The organism is Agrococcus sp. UYP33 (assembly GCF_054060915.1).
Genome location: NZ_JBSSDR010000001.1, coordinates 1,561,121 through 1,576,899, shown reverse-complemented (window position 1 = coordinate 1,576,899; position 15,779 = coordinate 1,561,121). Strand labels below are relative to the sequence as shown.

Annotated in this window: 14 protein-coding genes; 2 read left to right on the top strand and 12 right to left on the bottom strand. The window is 72.9% G+C overall.

Annotation, left to right across the window (positions count from 1 at the left end):
* Nucleotides 1-167: 167 nt before the first annotated feature.
* Entirely contained in the window at nucleotides 168-338 is a 171-nt protein-coding gene (locus tag ACVWW9_RS07790) for a hypothetical protein (protein WP_354256314.1), read from the top strand.
* A gap of 60 nt (nucleotides 339-398) precedes the next feature.
* Here the strand turns inward: ACVWW9_RS07790 and ACVWW9_RS07785 are convergent, their stop codons facing one another.
* The 3 genes from ACVWW9_RS07785 to ACVWW9_RS07775 form a co-directional block, all read right to left on the bottom strand.
* Entirely contained in the window at nucleotides 399-2,777 is a 2,379-nt protein-coding gene (locus ACVWW9_RS07785; protein ID WP_123697122.1) for an ATP-dependent helicase, read from the bottom strand.
* Between the two features lie 112 nt (nucleotides 2,778-2,889).
* On the bottom strand, nucleotides 2,890-5,346 hold the full coding sequence (locus tag ACVWW9_RS07780; protein ID WP_456515018.1) for a lamin tail domain-containing protein: 2,457 nt from the start codon (nucleotides 5,344-5,346) through the stop codon (nucleotides 2,890-2,892).
* Nucleotides 5,347-5,454: 108 nt separating this feature from the next.
* The gene (locus ACVWW9_RS07775) at nucleotides 5,455-6,426 is read right to left on the bottom strand and encodes a glycerophosphodiester phosphodiesterase family protein (RefSeq protein WP_456515017.1); all 972 of its coding nucleotides are present in this window, start codon (nucleotides 6,424-6,426) and stop codon (nucleotides 5,455-5,457) included.
* A 132-nt stretch (nucleotides 6,427-6,558) separates the two neighbouring features.
* Here ACVWW9_RS07775 and ACVWW9_RS07770 point away from each other — a divergent pair, with 132 nt between their 5' ends.
* Nucleotides 6,559-7,527: a Bax inhibitor-1/YccA family protein gene (locus ACVWW9_RS07770; protein ID WP_456515016.1), complete on the top strand. Its 969-nt coding sequence runs from the start codon at nucleotides 6,559-6,561 to the stop codon at nucleotides 7,525-7,527.
* A 61-nt stretch (nucleotides 7,528-7,588) separates the two neighbouring features.
* On the opposite strand, the gene ACVWW9_RS07765 is transcribed toward ACVWW9_RS07770, so the two are convergent.
* The 9 genes from ACVWW9_RS07765 to ACVWW9_RS07725 all read right to left on the bottom strand — a co-directional run bounded on the left by ACVWW9_RS07765 (nucleotide 7,589) and on the right by ACVWW9_RS07725 (nucleotide 15,775).
* Nucleotides 7,589-7,987 (bottom strand): VOC family protein, encoded by a 399-nt coding sequence (locus tag ACVWW9_RS07765; RefSeq protein WP_123697118.1) that lies wholly within the window; start codon nucleotides 7,985-7,987, stop codon nucleotides 7,589-7,591.
* Nucleotides 7,988-8,061: 74 nt separating this feature from the next.
* Nucleotides 8,062-9,051, bottom strand: coding sequence for a bile acid:sodium symporter family protein (locus ACVWW9_RS07760; protein ID WP_456515015.1), 990 nt, complete (start codon nucleotides 9,049-9,051; stop codon nucleotides 8,062-8,064).
* A gap of 75 nt (nucleotides 9,052-9,126) precedes the next feature.
* Nucleotides 9,127-9,582 carry a Fe-S cluster assembly sulfur transfer protein SufU gene (gene sufU / locus ACVWW9_RS07755; protein WP_456515014.1) on the bottom strand — a complete coding sequence of 152 codons (456 nt, stop codon included), beginning with the start codon at nucleotides 9,580-9,582 and terminating at the stop codon, nucleotides 9,127-9,129.
* Nucleotides 9,579-10,859 carry a SufS family cysteine desulfurase gene (locus ACVWW9_RS07750; protein ID WP_456515414.1) on the bottom strand — a complete coding sequence of 427 codons (1,281 nt, stop codon included), beginning with the start codon at nucleotides 10,857-10,859 and terminating at the stop codon, nucleotides 9,579-9,581. Before ACVWW9_RS07750 ends, sufU begins: the two co-directional genes overlap by 4 nt.
* Nucleotides 10,860-10,939: 80 nt before the next feature.
* Nucleotides 10,940-12,217, bottom strand: a complete 1,278-nt coding sequence (locus ACVWW9_RS07745) for an RNA polymerase sigma factor (RefSeq protein ID WP_456515013.1) — start codon at nucleotides 12,215-12,217, stop codon at nucleotides 10,940-10,942.
* A gap of 4 nt (nucleotides 12,218-12,221) precedes the next feature.
* Nucleotides 12,222-12,671, bottom strand: a complete 450-nt coding sequence (locus tag ACVWW9_RS07740) for a YciI family protein (RefSeq protein ID WP_354256336.1) — start codon at nucleotides 12,669-12,671, stop codon at nucleotides 12,222-12,224.
* Nucleotides 12,672-12,715: 44 nt separating this feature from the next.
* Entirely contained in the window at nucleotides 12,716-13,420 is a 705-nt protein-coding gene (locus ACVWW9_RS07735; protein WP_456515012.1) for a hypothetical protein, read from the bottom strand.
* Between the two features lie 253 nt (nucleotides 13,421-13,673).
* Nucleotides 13,674-15,245: a glutamine-hydrolyzing GMP synthase gene (guaA, locus tag ACVWW9_RS07730; RefSeq protein WP_123697112.1), complete on the bottom strand. Its 1,572-nt coding sequence runs from the start codon at nucleotides 15,243-15,245 to the stop codon at nucleotides 13,674-13,676.
* Nucleotides 15,245-15,775, bottom strand: a complete 531-nt coding sequence (locus tag ACVWW9_RS07725; RefSeq protein ID WP_456515011.1) for a DUF3817 domain-containing protein — start codon at nucleotides 15,773-15,775, stop codon at nucleotides 15,245-15,247. Before ACVWW9_RS07725 ends, guaA begins: the two co-directional genes overlap by 1 nt.
* Nucleotides 15,776-15,779 lie beyond the last annotated feature (4 nt).

Here is a 15,779-nt window from a genome sequence, read left to right as displayed (position 1 = left end):
CCGTCGGGTGGTGGGCATCGCACCCTCCTTCGGTGTCGCGCGCGGGCCGGTGTGCATCCAGGGTGGCAGAAGGAGCACCTCTGGCTCACATCGCGTGACGTTGTGTGTCGCTCGCTCGCGGAGCACCGGCGCTCGACGCGGGCGACCGCGGATGGGAGGCTGGGCGCATGCAGAGGCACGACGAGGAGCAGGTCCCGCCGGAGCTCGACCCGTGGTTCGAGCGATACGACGACGATCGGCCGCCGCGCACGATGGCGCGCCGGTTCCGCCCGCTCATCGTCGGCGCGGCCGCGCTGACGCTCGTCGCGATGGTGCTGCTGGTGACGCAGGCGCTCTGATCGCCGCGGCCGCGGGTCCCGTGGACGTGCGGCCGCGGCTCGGTCCGCCCCGGGGGTCGGTCAGCCCAGCTTCTCGATCGGCGCGATCTTGATGAGCAGCCGCTTCCGGCCCGCCGAGCCGAAGAGCACCTCCGCGATGCGCTTCGCGCCCGCCCCCGTGACGGCCTGCACGCGCCCCTCGCCGAAGTCCTTGTGGCGGATCCGGTCCCCCGGCGCGAGCTCGAGCCCCGAGTTGTCGCGCACCTCCGTGATCGTGTTCGCGAACTGCTTCGGCGGGGCCTTGGGCAGCGCCTTGGGCTCGCGGAAGCCGGTCACGAACGACTCGCGCGGCTCGTCTCGCCAGCGGCCGGCGAGGGCGCGCTGCGGCGACGGCCGCACGGTCGACGGGGGCGTCCGCCAGTCGACGAGCTCCGCGGGGATCTCCTCGAGGAACCGGCTCGGCACCGCAGGCGACACCTCGCCGAACTGCGCGCGCGTCATCGCGAGCGAGATGTGCAGCCGCTGCCTGGCCCGCGTGATGCCGACGTAGAAGAGCCGCCGCTCCTCCGCCGGACCGCCGGGCTCCTGCGCCGAGATGCGGTGCGGCAGCAGGTCCTCCTCGACGCCGGTGATGAAGACGGCCTCGAACTCGAGGCCCTTCGCGGTGTGCAGCGTCATGAGCGACACCTGGCCGCCCGAGTCGTCGAGCTCGTCGGCCGCGGCGACGAGGGCCGTCTCGGTGAGGAAGTCGATGAGGGTGCCGCCCGGGTTCTGGCGCCGGAACTCCCGCGTCACCGCGACGAGCTCCTCGACGTTCTCGAGCCGCGCCGCGTCCTGCGGGTCGAGTGACCGCCGCAGCTGGTCCGTGTAGCCCGACCGGCTCAGCAGGTCGCGCAGCAGCTCCCCGGGGTCGGCCTCCGGCTGCGACGACCAGTGGTCGAGCAGCGCGGCGAGGTCCTTGATGGCTGCGGCCACCTTCGGGCCGAGGGCGATCTCGTCGACGCGCCGCATCGCATCCCGCAGCGTGATCTCGTGCTCGTCGGCGAACGCCTGGAGGGCAGCCTCGGTCGCCGGTCCGATGCCGCGCTTGGGCACGTTCATGATGCGGCGCAGGCTGAGCGGATCGGCCGGGTTCGCCACCGTGATGAGGTACGCCATCGCGTCCTTGATCTCGGCGCGGTCGTAGAACTTCGTGCCGCCGATCACCTTGTAGGGGATGGCGGTGCGGATCAGCACCTCCTCGAGCGCTCGCGTCTGCGCGTTCGTGCGGTAGAACACGGCGATGTCGCTGTACGACATGCCGCCGGAGGTGAGCTCGACGATCTCGTCGGCGACGAACTGCGCCTCGTCGTAGCCCGAGTAGCCCGTGTAGCCGACGATCTTCTCGCCGTCGCCGGAGTCGGTCCAGAGCCGCTTCGCGCGGCGGTCGAAGTTGTTGCCGATGACGGCGTTCGCGGCCGAGAGGATGTTCTGCGTCGAGCGGTAGTTCTGCTCGAGCAGGATCGTGCGCGCGCCGGCGAAGTCGCGCTCGAAGTCGGTGATGTTGCGGATGTCGGCGCCCCGGAAGGCGTAGATCGACTGGTCGGAGTCGCCGACGACGGTGAGCGAGGCGCCCGGCAGGTCGGCGCGCAGGTCGGGCAGATCGGTGCGCGACACGGGCTGCGTGAGCTCGCGGATGAGCGCGTACTGCGCCGCGTTCGTGTCCTGGTACTCGTCGACGAGGATGTGCCGGAAGCGCTTGCGGTACTGCGCCGCCACGTGCGGGAAGGCGCGGAACAGGAACACGGTCTGCGAGATGAGGTCGTCGAAGTCGAACGCGTTCGCCCGCCGCAGCTCGCGGTCGTAGTCGCGCCACAGCTCGAGGAACGCGGCGTCGAGCGGGTTATCGAGGTTGGCCGTGCGCGCCCAGGAGTCGACGTCGTGCAGCTCGTTCTTCGCCATGGAGATCCGCGAGGAGACGCCGCCGGGCGTGAGGCCCTGGATGTCGGCGCCGCGCTCCTTGATGAGGCGCTTGATGAGCGCACGGACGTCGCCCGAGTCGTAGATCGTGAACGACTGCTTGAAGCCGAACTCCTCGGCTTCCCGGCGCAGGATGCGCACGCACGCGGAGTGGAACGTGCGGATCCACATGCCGCGCGACTCCTCGCCGACGAGGCGGTCGACGCGCTCGCGCATCTCGGCGGCAGCCTTGTTCGTGAAGGTGATCGCGAGGATCTGGCTCGGCCACGCCTCGCGCGTCGCGAGCAGGCCGGCGATGCGGTGCGTGAGGACGCGCGTCTTGCCCGAGCCGGCGCCGGCCACGATGAGCAGCGCAGGTCCGCGGTGCACGACCGCCTCGCGCTGCGGCGGATTCAGCCCCTCGAGCAGCTCCTCAGGGATGGTGTCGCCGCGCGGTCCGATCGGCGACGGCCGCTGCACGTCTCCGAAGCCCTCGTCGTTCAGCCCCCACAAGTCGCTCATCAGATCGATTCTACGAGCCACCGGTGACGCGGCCCGCCGGTCGCGGACGCGACGACGGCCCGGATGGCGCGCATCCGGGCCGTCGTCTCGGCGTCGGGCCCGCGGAGCTGCGTCAGGCCCCGCGGCGCCGCACGACGAGCAGGCCGAGGCCGGCGAGCAGCAGGAGCGCCGCCGCCAGCAGGGCACCCATCGGGGCCTCGGCGCCGGTGCGGGGCAGGCTGCCGCCGCTCGCGCCCGGGTCCGTGCTGCCGCTGCCGGCGCCCGGCGTCACCGGATCGCCGCCGCCCGAGCCGTCACCGGGGCCACCCGGCACCTCGCCGCCGCCGTCGCCTGGCCCGGGCGTCTCGTCGACCGCGCAGGCGCCGCCCGCGGCGACGCGCAGCGAGACGCCCTCGTGCGCCGAGTCGGAGATCCACGCGACCGTCGGCACGGCGGTCGGGTCGACCTCGCACCAGTCGATCGCGAGCCCCTCGTTCGTGTAGCCCGCGGGCATCGTGCTCGGGGCGGCGACGTCGCGCTGGGCGGTGAGCTGGCCGTCGACGAACGCGAGCTCGGAGCTCGCGCTGTTGCACAGGTCGTCGCAGAGCGCCCACAGCGCGTTGCCGCCCGCGCGCCAGTCGAGCGCCATCGTCACCTCGACCGCCGGACCGGGCGACGCGGTCTGCAGCACCGTGACCTCGCCCGACGCCTGGAGCACCACGAGGTACAGCAGGCCGGTCTGCTCGACCGAGATGGCGAAGACGCCGTCGAAGTGGTCGCCGTAGGCCGCCGGGTCGAACGCGTGGGCGCTGCCCGTCGACCGGTCGAGCACGCCCAGTCGCGTCGCGTCGGCGTCCGAGATCCACTCGATCGCCTCGATGCCGACGTTCGCGCCCAGCTCGGGCAGCGCGCCTGCGGTCGTCAGGTTCCACTCGTGGGTCGTGGTGGTGGCGCCGTCGGCGCCGAGCTCGACGCGGAGCACCGACGGTCGGCTGACGCCCTTGGCGGCGTTGTCGCGCTCGGTCGAGAGGAAGATCGCGCCGTCGCCGGCGACGGTGAGCCCTTCGGCGTCGGGCGTGCCCGTGCCGTCGGGATACGTCGGCACCCACGACTGCGCGATCGCGAACTGCGTCGCACCGGTCTGCTCGAGCTCGAAGATCTCGGCGTTGTCGTTGTTCACGGCGAACAGCGTGCCGTCGGCCGCGTAGTCGAGGCCCGACATGTCGTCGCCCCACGTCCCGGGCGCGACGGCGGGCACGACGTCGTCCGCGAAGGGCCACGGCTCCGTCTCGACCTCGGGCTCCTCGGTGGTCTCGCAGGCGTTGACGAGCTCGAAGCTGCCCGCAGCGGTCAGCGAGAAGTCGCCCGTCATGTCGGGGCAGCGGCCGTAGGTCGTCGTCGCGTGCGCCGTCCAGGCGTAGGCGTCGACGACGGCACCGCTCGCGTCGCGGACCGTGACGGCATCCTCGCCACCGAGGCCGAAGCTCGAGTCGTAGGCATCCCCGTCGGTGATGATGCCGAGGTACCCGCCCGACTCGATCGTCGTGCCCTCGGGGAGCACGATCGGCTCGTGCGTCGGGTCGCCGTCGACGACCGTCCAGCCGGAGACGTCGACGGTGCGCACCGTGTCGGTGTTCGCGAGCTCGATCCAGTCGCCGCGGCCGTCGCCGTTCGACTCGACCTCGTTGAGCACGACCGGCGAGGCGACCGCGCGGACGGCGTTCGCGGCGCCGCGCGTCGGCGCGGTGTCGACGAAGTCGCCGCTGCCGTCGGGCAGGCGCCCCTCGGTCGTGGCGTGCTCGGTCCACGCGTAGCCGTCGACCAGGCCAGTGCCGTCCGCGGTGAAGAGGCGGATCTCGTCGGCCTTGCCGAGGCCGAAGCCGGCGCCGGTGACCGCGTCCCGTGTCTCGACGACCAGGAAGGCGCCCGGTGCCAGCACCGTGCCGGACGCGATGGGCAGCGCGCTCAGGTCGTCGTCGTCGCGGAGGATCCAGCCGCTCACGTCGACGAGCGCAGCGCCGGTGTTCAGCAGCTCCACCCAGTCCGGACCACCCGCCGCGTCGTCGCTCTGGACCTCGTTCACCACGACGGGCGACTCGACGTGCTCCACGACGACCGGCTCGCGGGCGACGTTGGGCGCGCCGGGCGTCGGCTCGGTGTCGACCACGTCGCCGGAGCCGTCGGGCAGTCGGCCCTCGGTGAATGCGTGGTCCGTCCACGAGACCTGGTCGACGAGCGTGACGCCGTCAGGAGCGTAGACGCGCGCCGCGTCGTCGGCGCCGAGGCCGAAGCCGCCCGCGACGTCCGTCTCGAGCACCGCGAAGCTGCCAGGGCCGAGCACGGTGCCGGTGGGCACGCGCAGCGTGCGGGCGTCGTCGCTGTCCTTGAGCAGCCACCCCGAGATGTCGACCGGCGTCGTGCCGACGTTCAGCAGCTCGATGAAGTCGGGCGCACCCGTCGCGCTGTTCGACTGCACCTCGTTGATGACGATGTCGGCGTCCGCCGCGTGCGCGGCCGGGGCGGTGAGGAGGGTGGCCGCGAGCGTCGCCGGGAGGGCGGCGGCGAGCAGCGCGGAACGGCGTCGGCGCATGAGGGATCCTTCGTCGGTGGGGGTTCCCAGCCAACGCCTCGCAAGCATCCGGCAGGTGCCGCCAGGGGAACGCGAGGTGAACGAGCGATGGCGACTCGGCCGCGGTCGTCACCCGGTCGGGAGCCGCCGCCAGAGGTCGGGATGATCGACGAACACCGCCTCGAGCCCGAGCGCCGCCACCGTCGCCCACTCGGTCGTCCAGTCGCCCCACGCCGCGTCGTGCGCGCCGAGCCGGTGCTCCGGCTCGAGGAAGCGGTTCTCGGGCCGCAGGGTCCAGGCGAGCGTGCCGAGCCCCGCCGCACTCGCGCGCTCGACGAGGTCGCTCGGCGCGAGCCGCCCCGTGCTGCGGTCGAACAGCAAGGCCTTGTCGACGCTGATCGCGTCGACGCGACGGCCGAGCGCGGCGAGCCCGGTGTCGGTGTGCTGCTGCGCGTAGGACGGCGCCCGGTCGTCGCCGACCAGGTCGGCCGCCGTGCCGTCCTGCTCCATGAGGTAGACGATCCGGGCCTCGACGCCGCGCTCGCGCGCCGCGTGCAGCACCGACTCCTCGAAGCTCTCGACCGTCAGCCGACCGCTCGACGACCAGTGCGTGCCGGCCACCGCATCCGCCAGCAGCGCGTCGAGCGGGAGCCCGATCGATGCGTGATGCGTCGCGTGCTTGAGCTCGGCGACGACGTCGAGCCCAGTCTCGTCAGCGATCGCGAGCAGGTCGGTGAACCGGAGGACGGCGTCCCGACCGTCGCGACGCGCGCTGAGCGGTCGCAGCGCGGGCAGCCGCTCGCGAGCGCGGAGCGTCGCCACCTCGGCCCACGTGAGGTCCTCGACGAACCAGCCCTCGAGCTCGACGCCGTCGATCGTCTGCGTGCGACGCCGGTCGGCGAGGTCCGGCCGATCGGCGATGTCGGTCGTCCCACCGAGCTCGTTGTCGTGCCGCACGACGAGCACGCCGTCGCGGGTCGCGACGAGGTCGGGCTCGACGGCATCGGCGCCGAGCTCGGCGGCGATGCGGACGGCCGTCGCGGTGTGCTCGGGCGCCCATCCCGAGGCGCCGCGGTGGCCGATGACGCGAGTGGGTGACACCGCGCCAATCTAGCGAGATGCGCCCTGGGCGAATCGTCCCCGTGACACAGCAAATGCTGGGGGTCGCCGGATACGCTGATCGCGTCCGCCCACCGGGGCGGCCACCCGTTCTTCCCGACAGGAGCATCTCCCTTGGCAGGCAACCCGGCGTTCCGCAACTCGCCCGCGTTCACCGAGAACGCGCAGCGCGCCTCGCAGGCTGTCCCCGGCGGCCAGCAGGCACCCTACGGCCAGCAGCCGTACGGCCAGCAGCCGCAGCAGTTCGGCCAGCCCCCGTACGGGCAGGCGCCGTATGGCCAGGCACCCTACGGCCAGCAGCCGTACGGCCAGCCGGCCATCCCCACGCCCGAGCAGCTCGACCAGCAGTTCGGTCGCCCCGCTGCCGGACCGCTCGAGACCGAGCGCCTCACCTACGACGGCGTGATCATGAAGACGGCCGTCACGCTCGGCGTGACCGCGCTCGGCTTCATCGTCACGCTCGGCATGCTGTTCGTGTCGGGCACCTCGCCGGCCTTCTTCGTGCTCACCTACGGCGGTGCGCTCGTCGGCTTCGTGCTCGCGCTCGTCAACATCTTCAAGAAGGAGCCGAGCCCGGCGCTCATCCTCGCCTACGCGGCGGCGCAGGGCCTCTTCCTCGGTGGCTTCTCGGGCATCCTCGAGTTCGGCACCGGCTACGACGGCATCATCTTCCAGGCGCTGCTCGCCACCGCGTGCGTGATCGGCGCGACGCTCGCGCTCTACGCGTTCCGCATCGTCCGCACGTCGCCGCGCATGAACAAGATCTTCTTCATCGCGATCATCGGCTACGGCGCCTTCTCGCTGATCAACCTGGTCCTCATGCTCACCGGCGTGAACCAGGACCCGTGGGGCGCCCGCTCGATCGAGGTCTTCGGCATCCCGCTCGGCGTGCTCCTCGGCGGCCTCGCCGTGCTGCTCGGCGCCTACTCGCTCGTCATGGACTTCGAGGGCATCGAGATGGGCGTCAAGCGCGGCGTGCACAAGAAGTACGGCTGGTCGGCCGCCTTCGGCCTCACGATGACGATCATCTGGCTCTACGTCGAGATCCTGCGGATCATCGCGATCCTGCGGGGCAACAACTAGCGCACCCCGCTGACGCACGACGAAGGCCCCGGCAGACGCCGGGGCCTTCGTCGTCCCCGCCCTACTGGTCGCGGCTCGACAGCACGCAGAACTCGTTGCCGTCGATGTCGGCGAGCACGGTCCACGAGACGTCCGGGCCCTGCCCGACGTCGATGCGCCTGGCGCCGAGCGCCTCGAGCCGGGCGATCTCGGCGTCGCGGTCGTCACCCGTGTGCGGCGCGAGGTCCATGTGGATGCGGTTCTTCGTCGCCTTCTCGTGGTCGACGAGCACGAACGTGAGCCCGGGCGGCACCTGCTCGAACGAGAGCTTCGGCGCCAGCTCCTGCGCCCACTTCGGGATGAGGACGACCTCGTCGTCGGCCTCGTAGATGATCTGCCAGTCGAGCGCGTCGCCCCACCAGCGGGCGAGCCGCCCGGGGTCGGTCGACTCGATCACGTTCGAATACCAGCGCAGCGCCATCGCAGCTCCTCCTGTCGGTTGCGCGCAAGGCTACGCCCCGTCGCCCCGTGGGGCGACGGGGCGCTCGACCCTCGTCAGCTCGCGACGGGCTGGTCGTCGAGCGCGGGCTCGGCGGTGCCGACGGCCTTCGGCGGGCGGCGCGACCAGTAGGAGGCCAGCAGCGAGCCGGACACGTTGTGCCAGACGGAGAAGATCGCCGCGGGCAGCGCCGACTCGGGCGTGAAGTGGGTGCGCGCGAGTCCTGCCGCGAGGCCCGAGTTCTGCATCCCGACCTCGATCGCGACCGCGCGACGGGCGCTCTCGTCGAGCCCGACCGCCTTCGCCGCGAGGAAGCCGAGCCCGTAGCCGACGCCGTTGTGCAGGATGACGACGACGGCGACGAGCAGGCCGACCGAGAGGATCGTCGATGCGGAGCCGGCGACGACGGCGAGGACGACGAGCGTGATGCCGAGCACCGAGACGAGCGGCAGCCACGGCAGGATCGCCCGCACGACCTTCGGCAGCAGCATCCGCAGGAGCACGCCGACGACCACGGGGATCAGCACGATGAAGATGATCGACTGGAACAGGGCCCAGGCGTCGACCGGCAGGTAGGAGCCGGCGAGCCACAGCACGAGCAGCGGCGTGAGCACCGGCGCGAGGAGCGTCGAGGCGGTGGTCATCGCGACCGAGAGCGCGGTGTCGCCCTTCGCGAGGTAGACCATGACGTTCGACGCGGTGCCGCCCGGCGCGGAGCCGACGAGCACGACGCCGACGAGCAGCTCGGGCGGCAGCTGGAACGCGAGTGCGAGGCCGATGGCCGCGAGCGGCATGATGACGTACTGGGCCACCACACCGACCGCGAACGCCTTCGGCTTCTTGGCGATGACGGCGAAGTCGACCGGCTGCAGGGTGAGGCCCATGCCGAGCATGATGACGCCGAGCAGCGTGTTGATCCACGGGCCGATCGGCAGGAACGCCTGCGGGACGACGATGGCGATCGCGGCCGCCGCGAGGACGACGAGCGGGAACCAGGTGCCGGCGACGCGGCCGATGCGCTCGCCGACGGATGTGCTGCTGGACATGTCAGACCTCCTGTGGGGACCTCTCATCCCATCACAGGAGGCATGCCGCCGACGCCTCGGACATGCGCGCCGAGCTCAGCGCGCGGCCTGGTCGAGCGCCTCCTCGAGCGCGACCCACGCGAGCATCGCGCACTTCACCCGCATCGGGAACCTCGCGACGCCCGCGAACGCCACCGCGTCGCCGAGCAGCGCCTCGTCGGGCTCGACGCCGCCGCGCGAGCGCAGCAGCTCGCGCATCGCCTCGATCCGCTCGCGCGCCTGGGCCACGGTCACGCCGGGCGCCTGCTCGGCGAGCACGGAAGCCGACGCCTGCGAGATCGAGCAGCCCTGCCCCTCCCAGCCGAGCGCGGCGACCGCGTCGCCGTCGAGCCGCACGCGCAGCCGGATCTCGTCGCCGCACGTGGGGTTGCGCAGGAAGCGCTCGGCGTCGAACGGCTCGATCGCGCCCTCCCCCTCGCGCCGCTTCGCGTGCTCGAGGATGAGCTCCTGGTAGAGGCCGGCGAGCGGGTCGCGCGGCGCCTGGCTCGTCATCGCCCGGCCCCGAAGTAGGCGCGCACGCCCGAGAGCGCGTCGAGGAACAGGTCGACCTCCGCCTCGGTCGTGTAGAGGTAGGCGGAGGCGCGGGTGGTGGCGGCGACGCCGAGGCGCCGGTGCAGCGGCTGCGCGCAGTGGTGGCCGACGCGCGCCGCGATCCCCTGGGCGTCGAGCACCTGGCCGACGTCATGCGCGTGCACGCCGTCGACGATGACGCTCGCGAGCCCCGCGCGCTCGGCGCCGGGCCGCGGACCGACGAGCCGCACGCCCTCGATCGAGGCGGTGCCCGATGCGAGCCGCTCGCCGAGCGCGAGCTCGTGCGCCTCGATCGCCGCCATGCCGACGCCCTCGAGGTAGTCGACCGCCGCCGCGAGGCCGACGATCGCCGACACCGGCTGCGTGCCGGCCTCGAAGCGCTGCGGCGCCGGCAGGAACTCGCGCTCGGTCATCGTGACCGTCGTGATCATCGAGCCACCCAGGCGCGCGGGCGGCAGCGCGGCGCCGAGCGCCTCGGCGAGGTAGAGCACGCCGATGCCGCCGGGGCCGAGCATCTTGTGGGCGCTGAACGCGGCCGCGTCGACGCCGAGCGCGCGCAGGTCGACCGGCCGGTGGGGCACCGACTGGCAGGCGTCGAGCACGACGAGCGCGCCGACCGCGTGCGCCGCGGCCACGATCTCGTCGACCGGCGCGATGAGCCCGGTGACGTTCGAGACGTGGGCGACCGCGACGACGCGCGTGCGCTCGGTGATCGCCGCGAGCGCCGCCTCCGCCGTCCAGACGCCGTCGTCGTCCACCTCGATCCAGCGCAGCGTCGCGCCGGTCTCGTCGGCGAGGCGCTGCCACGGCAGCAGGTTGGCGTGGTGCTCCGCCTCGGTGACGAGGATCTCGTCGCCCGCCCGGATGCGGAGGGCGGGGTCGACCGCACCCGCTCGGTTGGCCTCGGCGAGCGACAGCGCGACGGTGTTGAGGGCATCCGTCGCGTTCATCGCCCAGGAGATCTCGGTGGGCCGCGCGCCGACGAAGCGCGCGATGCGGTCGCGGGCGACCTCGTAGTCGTCGGTCGCGAGCGCGGCGAGCGTGTGCGCACCGCGGTGCACGGCGGCGTTGCGCCGCGTGCGGAAGGCCCACTCGGCATCGAGCACCTGGCGCGGCTGCTGGCTCGTGGCGCCGGAGTCGAGGTAGACGAGCGGCACGCCCGCCGGCTGCTCGGCGAGGATCGGGAAGTCGGCGCGCAGCGCCAGCACGCGGTCCTCGGTCAGCCCTGTCGTCGCGATGCTCGTCACCCTTCCACGGTAGTCGCCCCCGCCCCGCCGCTGCCTCCCGGCCGCAACGGGCGGTCACGGACGACCCGCGGTCAGCGCGTGGCGGCCCGGGCGAGGAGGATGGCGCGCTCCCGCTCGTTCTGCGTGCGCTCGGCTGCCTGGGCGAAGGCTGCGCGCGCCTCCTCGTCGCGGCCGAGCCGCGAGAGCAGCTCCCCGCGCACCGACGGCAGCAGGTGGCCGATCGCGAGCGCCTTCTCCCCCGCGAGCCGGTCGACGATCGCGAGCGCGGCCCCCGTGCCGTCCGCCATCGAGACGGCGACGGCCTTGTTGAGCGTCACGATGGGCGACGGCGCGACCTGCTCGAGCCCGCCGTAGAGCGCGACGATCCGCGACCAGTCGGTCGAGGCGACGTCGGCGGCGACCGCGTGGCACTCGGCGATGGCCGCCTGCAGCGCGTAGGGGCCGAGGCCGCGGCCGAAGCCCTCCGCGCGGGCGAGCGCCGCCCGGCCGCGCCGGATCGCGCCGCGATCCCAGCGTCGCCGGTCCTGGTCGGCGAGCAGCACCGGCTCACCCTGCGCGTCGACGCGCGCCGGGAAGCGGGCGGCGGTGAGCTCGAGCAGCGCGAGCAGCCCGTGCACCTCGGGCTCGTCGGGCTGCAGGGCGGCGAGCGTGCGGGCGAGCCGGATCGCCTCGCGCGCGAGGTCGGGACGCATCCAGTCGTCGCCGGCCGTCGCCGCGTGCCCCTCGGTGAAGATGACGTAGAGCACGCCGAGCACCGCGGCGAGGCGCTGCGCGCGCTCGCCGCGCGGTGGCGCCTCGAAGGGCACGTGCGCATCGGCGAGCGCCTGCTTGGCGCGCACGATGCGCTGCTGCACCGTCGCGACCGGCACGAGGAAGGCGCGCGCGATCTCGGTGGTCTCGAGGCCCGCGACCACGCGGAGCGTGAGCGCGATGCGAGCCTGCGGCGCGAGCAGCGGGTGGCAGGCGATGAAGACGAGCCGCAGCACGTCGTCGTCGATCTCGTCCGGATCCCACGGCAGCGCATCCGCCGCCTCGTCCTGCTCGCGCTCGAGGTCGTGGGCGATCGCGGCCACCCGGTCGTCGAGCCGCTCCCGGCGACGCCAGTGGTCGATCGCCTTGCGCTTCGCGACCGCGGTGAGCCAGGCGGCGCCGTTGCGGGGCACGCCGCGCTCCGGCCATTGCGCGAGCGCGTCGGCGAGCGCCTCCTGCGCGAGGTCCTCGGCGAGCGCGAAGTCGCCGGTGTGGCGCGTGAGGGTCGCGACGATGCGGGCCGACTCGATGCGCCACACGGCGACGACGGCGCGCCGGGCGGAGTCCTCCGCCCGGCGAGCCGCCTCGTCCGCCGTCACCGGATCAGCCGGCGGCACCGCCGGGAGCGGTCGCTGCGCGCTTCGCGGCCTCCTGCTCGCGCCAGCCCTCCTCCTTCTGGATCCACTCGTTGTCGGCAGGGAAGTCGTCGACGCCCTGGACGCGGCGCACCTCGAGCTTCGAGCCCGGACCGAGCGGGCAGCGCTGCGCCCACTCCGCGGCCTCCTCCTTGGAGGCGACGTCGAGGATCCAGAAGCCGTTGAACAGCTCCTTCGTCTCGCCGTACGGGCCGTCGGTGACGAGCGGCGGGTCGGCCGAGAAGTCGACGACGAAGCCCTCCGATGCATCGGACAGGCCCTCACCGGCGAGCAGCACGCCCGCCTCGACCATCGACTCGTTGTACTTCCCCATCGCCTCGATGACCTGCTCGAAGGGGATCTGCTTGTACGCCTCGACGGCCTCGTCGTTCGAGCGCATGATCAGCATGTACTGCACGGTGTGACTCCTTGCGTGTGTGGGTCGTCGATCGACCCTCTCACTCAAGGCGTCGAACGGGAACGGTCCGGATCGACATCCGCTGCAGATCTCTTCGCGCTCGCCGGCCAGGCGCCTGCCGCGATGTACCAGCCGGCGCCGATCGCGCTCGCCGCGACGATGCCAGAGGGCAGGGTGCCGAGCGATGACATCGCCGCCGAGAGCAGCAGCAGCAGCAGCGCCGTGATGAGCGCCACGAAGGCGACGCGGCGTGGTCTGCCGCGCGCGCGCATCCGCAGGCCGCTCGCGGCCAGCAGCCCGGCGACGATGCTCGCGAGCGCCGAGAGCATCGCCCGCTCCGCCCACATGGCGACGCGGCTCGCGTCGAGGGCGACGCCGGATGCGTCGTGCGCGATCGCGTCGACGAGCAGCAGCAGGCTCAGCACCACCGTCGGCAGCACGCCGATGAGCGCGATGGAGCCGAGCCACTCGGCGCGCAGCCGCGCGCGATCCCAGGTGGCACGGATCAGCAGCGCGACGCCGCCGAGCGCGAGCGCGCCGAGCACGGTGCCGCCGATCGCCGGCCACAGCAGCGCGGCCTGGTCGTCGCAGACCCAGTCGACGCCCGAGAGCCGGCAGCCGAACCGCAGCCGCGCCTGCAGGAAGCTCGCGGGGGCGAGGCTCACCATCGCGCTCGCGATGAACCCGATGACGAGCAGCCAGAGCGCCGCCGCGCGGGCGGAGCGCTCGCGCGACTGGCCAGGACCCATGTGAGCGACGCTACTCCCCCGCGCCCCCGCCCCGCCCGTGGCCAAGCGCTCGGTTCCAGCGGGGCCCGCACCGGCCTGCCTCCCGCCCCCGCGGAGCGCGGCGCGCTTGCGTCGCGGGGTGTCGAGTTATGACGACGGCCGGATGCCCCACCATGAGGACCCGAAGAAGGCCGGACGCCCCGTGGGGCATCCGGCCTTCGTCATTGTCTGAGCTGAGGAGCGACGCTCGCGCGACGCGCGGCGCTACGAGCCCTCACTCCCACTCGATCGTCCCCGGCGGCTTCGACGTCACGTCGAGCACGACGCGGTTGACCTCCGGCACCTCGTTCGTGATGCGGTTCGAGATGCGTGCGAGCACGTCGTACGGCAGGCGCGTCCAGTCGGCGGTCATGGCGTCCTCGCTCGAGACGGGGCGCAGCACGATCGGGTGGCCGTAGGTGCGGCCGTCGCCCTGGACGCCGACCGAGCGCACGTCGGCGAGGAGCACGACCGGGCACTGCCAGATCTCGCCGTCGAGGCCCGCGGCCGTCAGCTCCGCGCGCGCGATCGCATCCGCGCGGCGCAGGGTGTCGAGCCGCTCCTCGGTGACCTCGCCGATGATGCGGATGCCGAGGCCCGGTCCGGGGAACGGCTGGCGCGAGACGATGACCTCCGGCAGGCCCAGCTCGCGGCCGATGGCGCGCACCTCGTCCTTGAAGAGCGCCCGCAGCGGCTCGACGAGCTTGAACTGCAGGTCGTCGGGCAGCCCGCCGACGTTGTGGTGGCTCTTGATGTTCGCGGTGCCGGAGCCGCCGCCCGACTCGACGACGTCGGGGTAGAGCGTGCCCTGCACGAGCCAGCGGATGGGCTCGCCGTCGGCGGCCGCCTCGGCGGCGAGGTCGCGCTCCGCCTGCTCGAACGCGCGGATGAACTCGCGCCCGATGATCTTGCGCTTCTCCTCGGGGTCGGTCACGCCTGCGAGCGCCTGCATGAACCGCTCGCGCGCGTCGACGGTCACGAGGCGCACGCCGGTGGAGGCGACGTAGTCCTCCTCGACCTGCCGCCGCTCGTCCTGGCGCAGCAGGCCGTGGTCGACGAAGACGCAGATGAGCTGGTCGCCGATCGCCTCGTGCACGAGCGCGGCGGCGACGGCGGAGTCGACGCCGCCCGACAGGCCGCAGATCGCCCGGTCGGTGCCGACCTGCTCGCGGATGCGCGCGACCTGCTCCTCGATGACGTTGCCGGTGCGCCAGTCGCCCGGGAGCCCGGCGATGTCGTGCAGGAACGACTCGAGGACGCGCTGACCGTGCTCGGAGTGCCGCACCTCCGGGTGCCACTGCACGCCGGCGAGCCTGCGCTCGCGGTCCTCGAACGCGGCGACCGGGGTGTCGGCGGTCGATGCGAGCACCGTGAAGCCTGCCGGCGCCTCCGCGACCGCGTCGCCGTGGCTCATCCACACCGTCTGCGCGTCGGGCTGGCCGTTCAGCAGCGCGCCGCCGCCGTCGACCTGCATGGCGGTCGAGCCGTACTCGCGGTTGCCGGTCTTCGCGACCGTGCCGCCGAGCTGCGCGGCCATCACCTGGAAGCCGTAGCAGATGCCGAACGTCGGCACCCCGAGCTCGAGGATGCCCTCGTCGAGCCGGGGCGCGCCCTCGGCGTAGACGCTCGAGGGTCCGCCGGAGAGCACGATCGCGGCAGGATCCTTCGCGCGGATCTCGTCGGCGGTGATCGTCGACGGCACGATCTCACTGTAGACGTCGGCCTCGCGCACGCGGCGCGCGATCAGCTGCGCGTACTGCGCGCCGAAGTCGACGACGAGGACGGGGCGCTGGGCGGTGTCGGACATCATGCCTCCGGGGCGGTGGATGCGGGAGCGGGGGCGGCCGCCGACCTGGCGGCCTTCTCGGCCTCCAGGCGAGCGAGGTCGGCGAGCGCGATGCGGTGCATCGGGCGCTCGACGAAGAAGGAGAGGAACGGCACGACGCCGCCGAGCGCCATGGCGAACAGGCGCTTGAACGGCCAGCGGAGCAGGCTCCAGAGCCGGAACGACGCGAACAGGTAGACGACGTAGATCCAGCCGTGCACGATCAGGATGCCGAGCGAGACGTTGACGCCCTCGCCGAGCGAGGTGATCTCGCACCCCATGCCACCGGGCACGAAGAGCGAGTACCACTGGCATCCCGCGCCCGGCACGACCGCCTCGAGCGCGAGCGGGCCGCTCGCGCCGAAGGCGAAGACCTCGACGTGCGTCGGCGAGTACTTCAGCACCATCTCCGCCACGAGCAGCAGCAGGAAGATGCCCGTCACCCACGACATCACGCGGTAGAACGTGATCGCCGTGCGGATCTGGGGCAGCTGTTCGATCGGTCTCGGCACGTCT

Excerpts from the sequence above, each read along its gene's own strand:
- ACVWW9_RS07735 (WP_456515012.1), bottom strand. The coding sequence starts at position 13,420 with ATGGGTCCTGGCCAGTCGCGCGAGCGCTCCGCCCGCGCGGCGGCGCTC.
- ACVWW9_RS07790 (WP_354256314.1), top strand. The coding sequence starts at position 168 with ATGCAGAGGCACGACGAGGAGCAGGTCCCGCCGGAGCTCGACCCGTGG.
- ACVWW9_RS07765 (WP_123697118.1), bottom strand. The coding sequence starts at position 7,987 with ATGGCGCTGCGCTGGTATTCGAACGTGATCGAGTCGACCGACCCCGGG.
- sufU (WP_456515014.1), bottom strand. The coding sequence starts at position 9,582 with ATGACGAGCCAGGCGCCGCGCGACCCGCTCGCCGGCCTCTACCAGGAG.
- ACVWW9_RS07780 (WP_456515018.1), bottom strand. The coding sequence starts at position 5,346 with ATGCGCCGACGCCGTTCCGCGCTGCTCGCCGCCGCCCTCCCGGCGACG.
- guaA (WP_123697112.1), bottom strand. The coding sequence starts at position 15,245 with ATGTCCGACACCGCCCAGCGCCCCGTCCTCGTCGTCGACTTCGGCGCG.
- ACVWW9_RS07760 (WP_456515015.1), bottom strand. The coding sequence starts at position 9,051 with ATGTCCAGCAGCACATCCGTCGGCGAGCGCATCGGCCGCGTCGCCGGC.
- ACVWW9_RS07785 (WP_123697122.1), bottom strand. The coding sequence starts at position 2,777 with ATGAGCGACTTGTGGGGGCTGAACGACGAGGGCTTCGGAGACGTGCAG.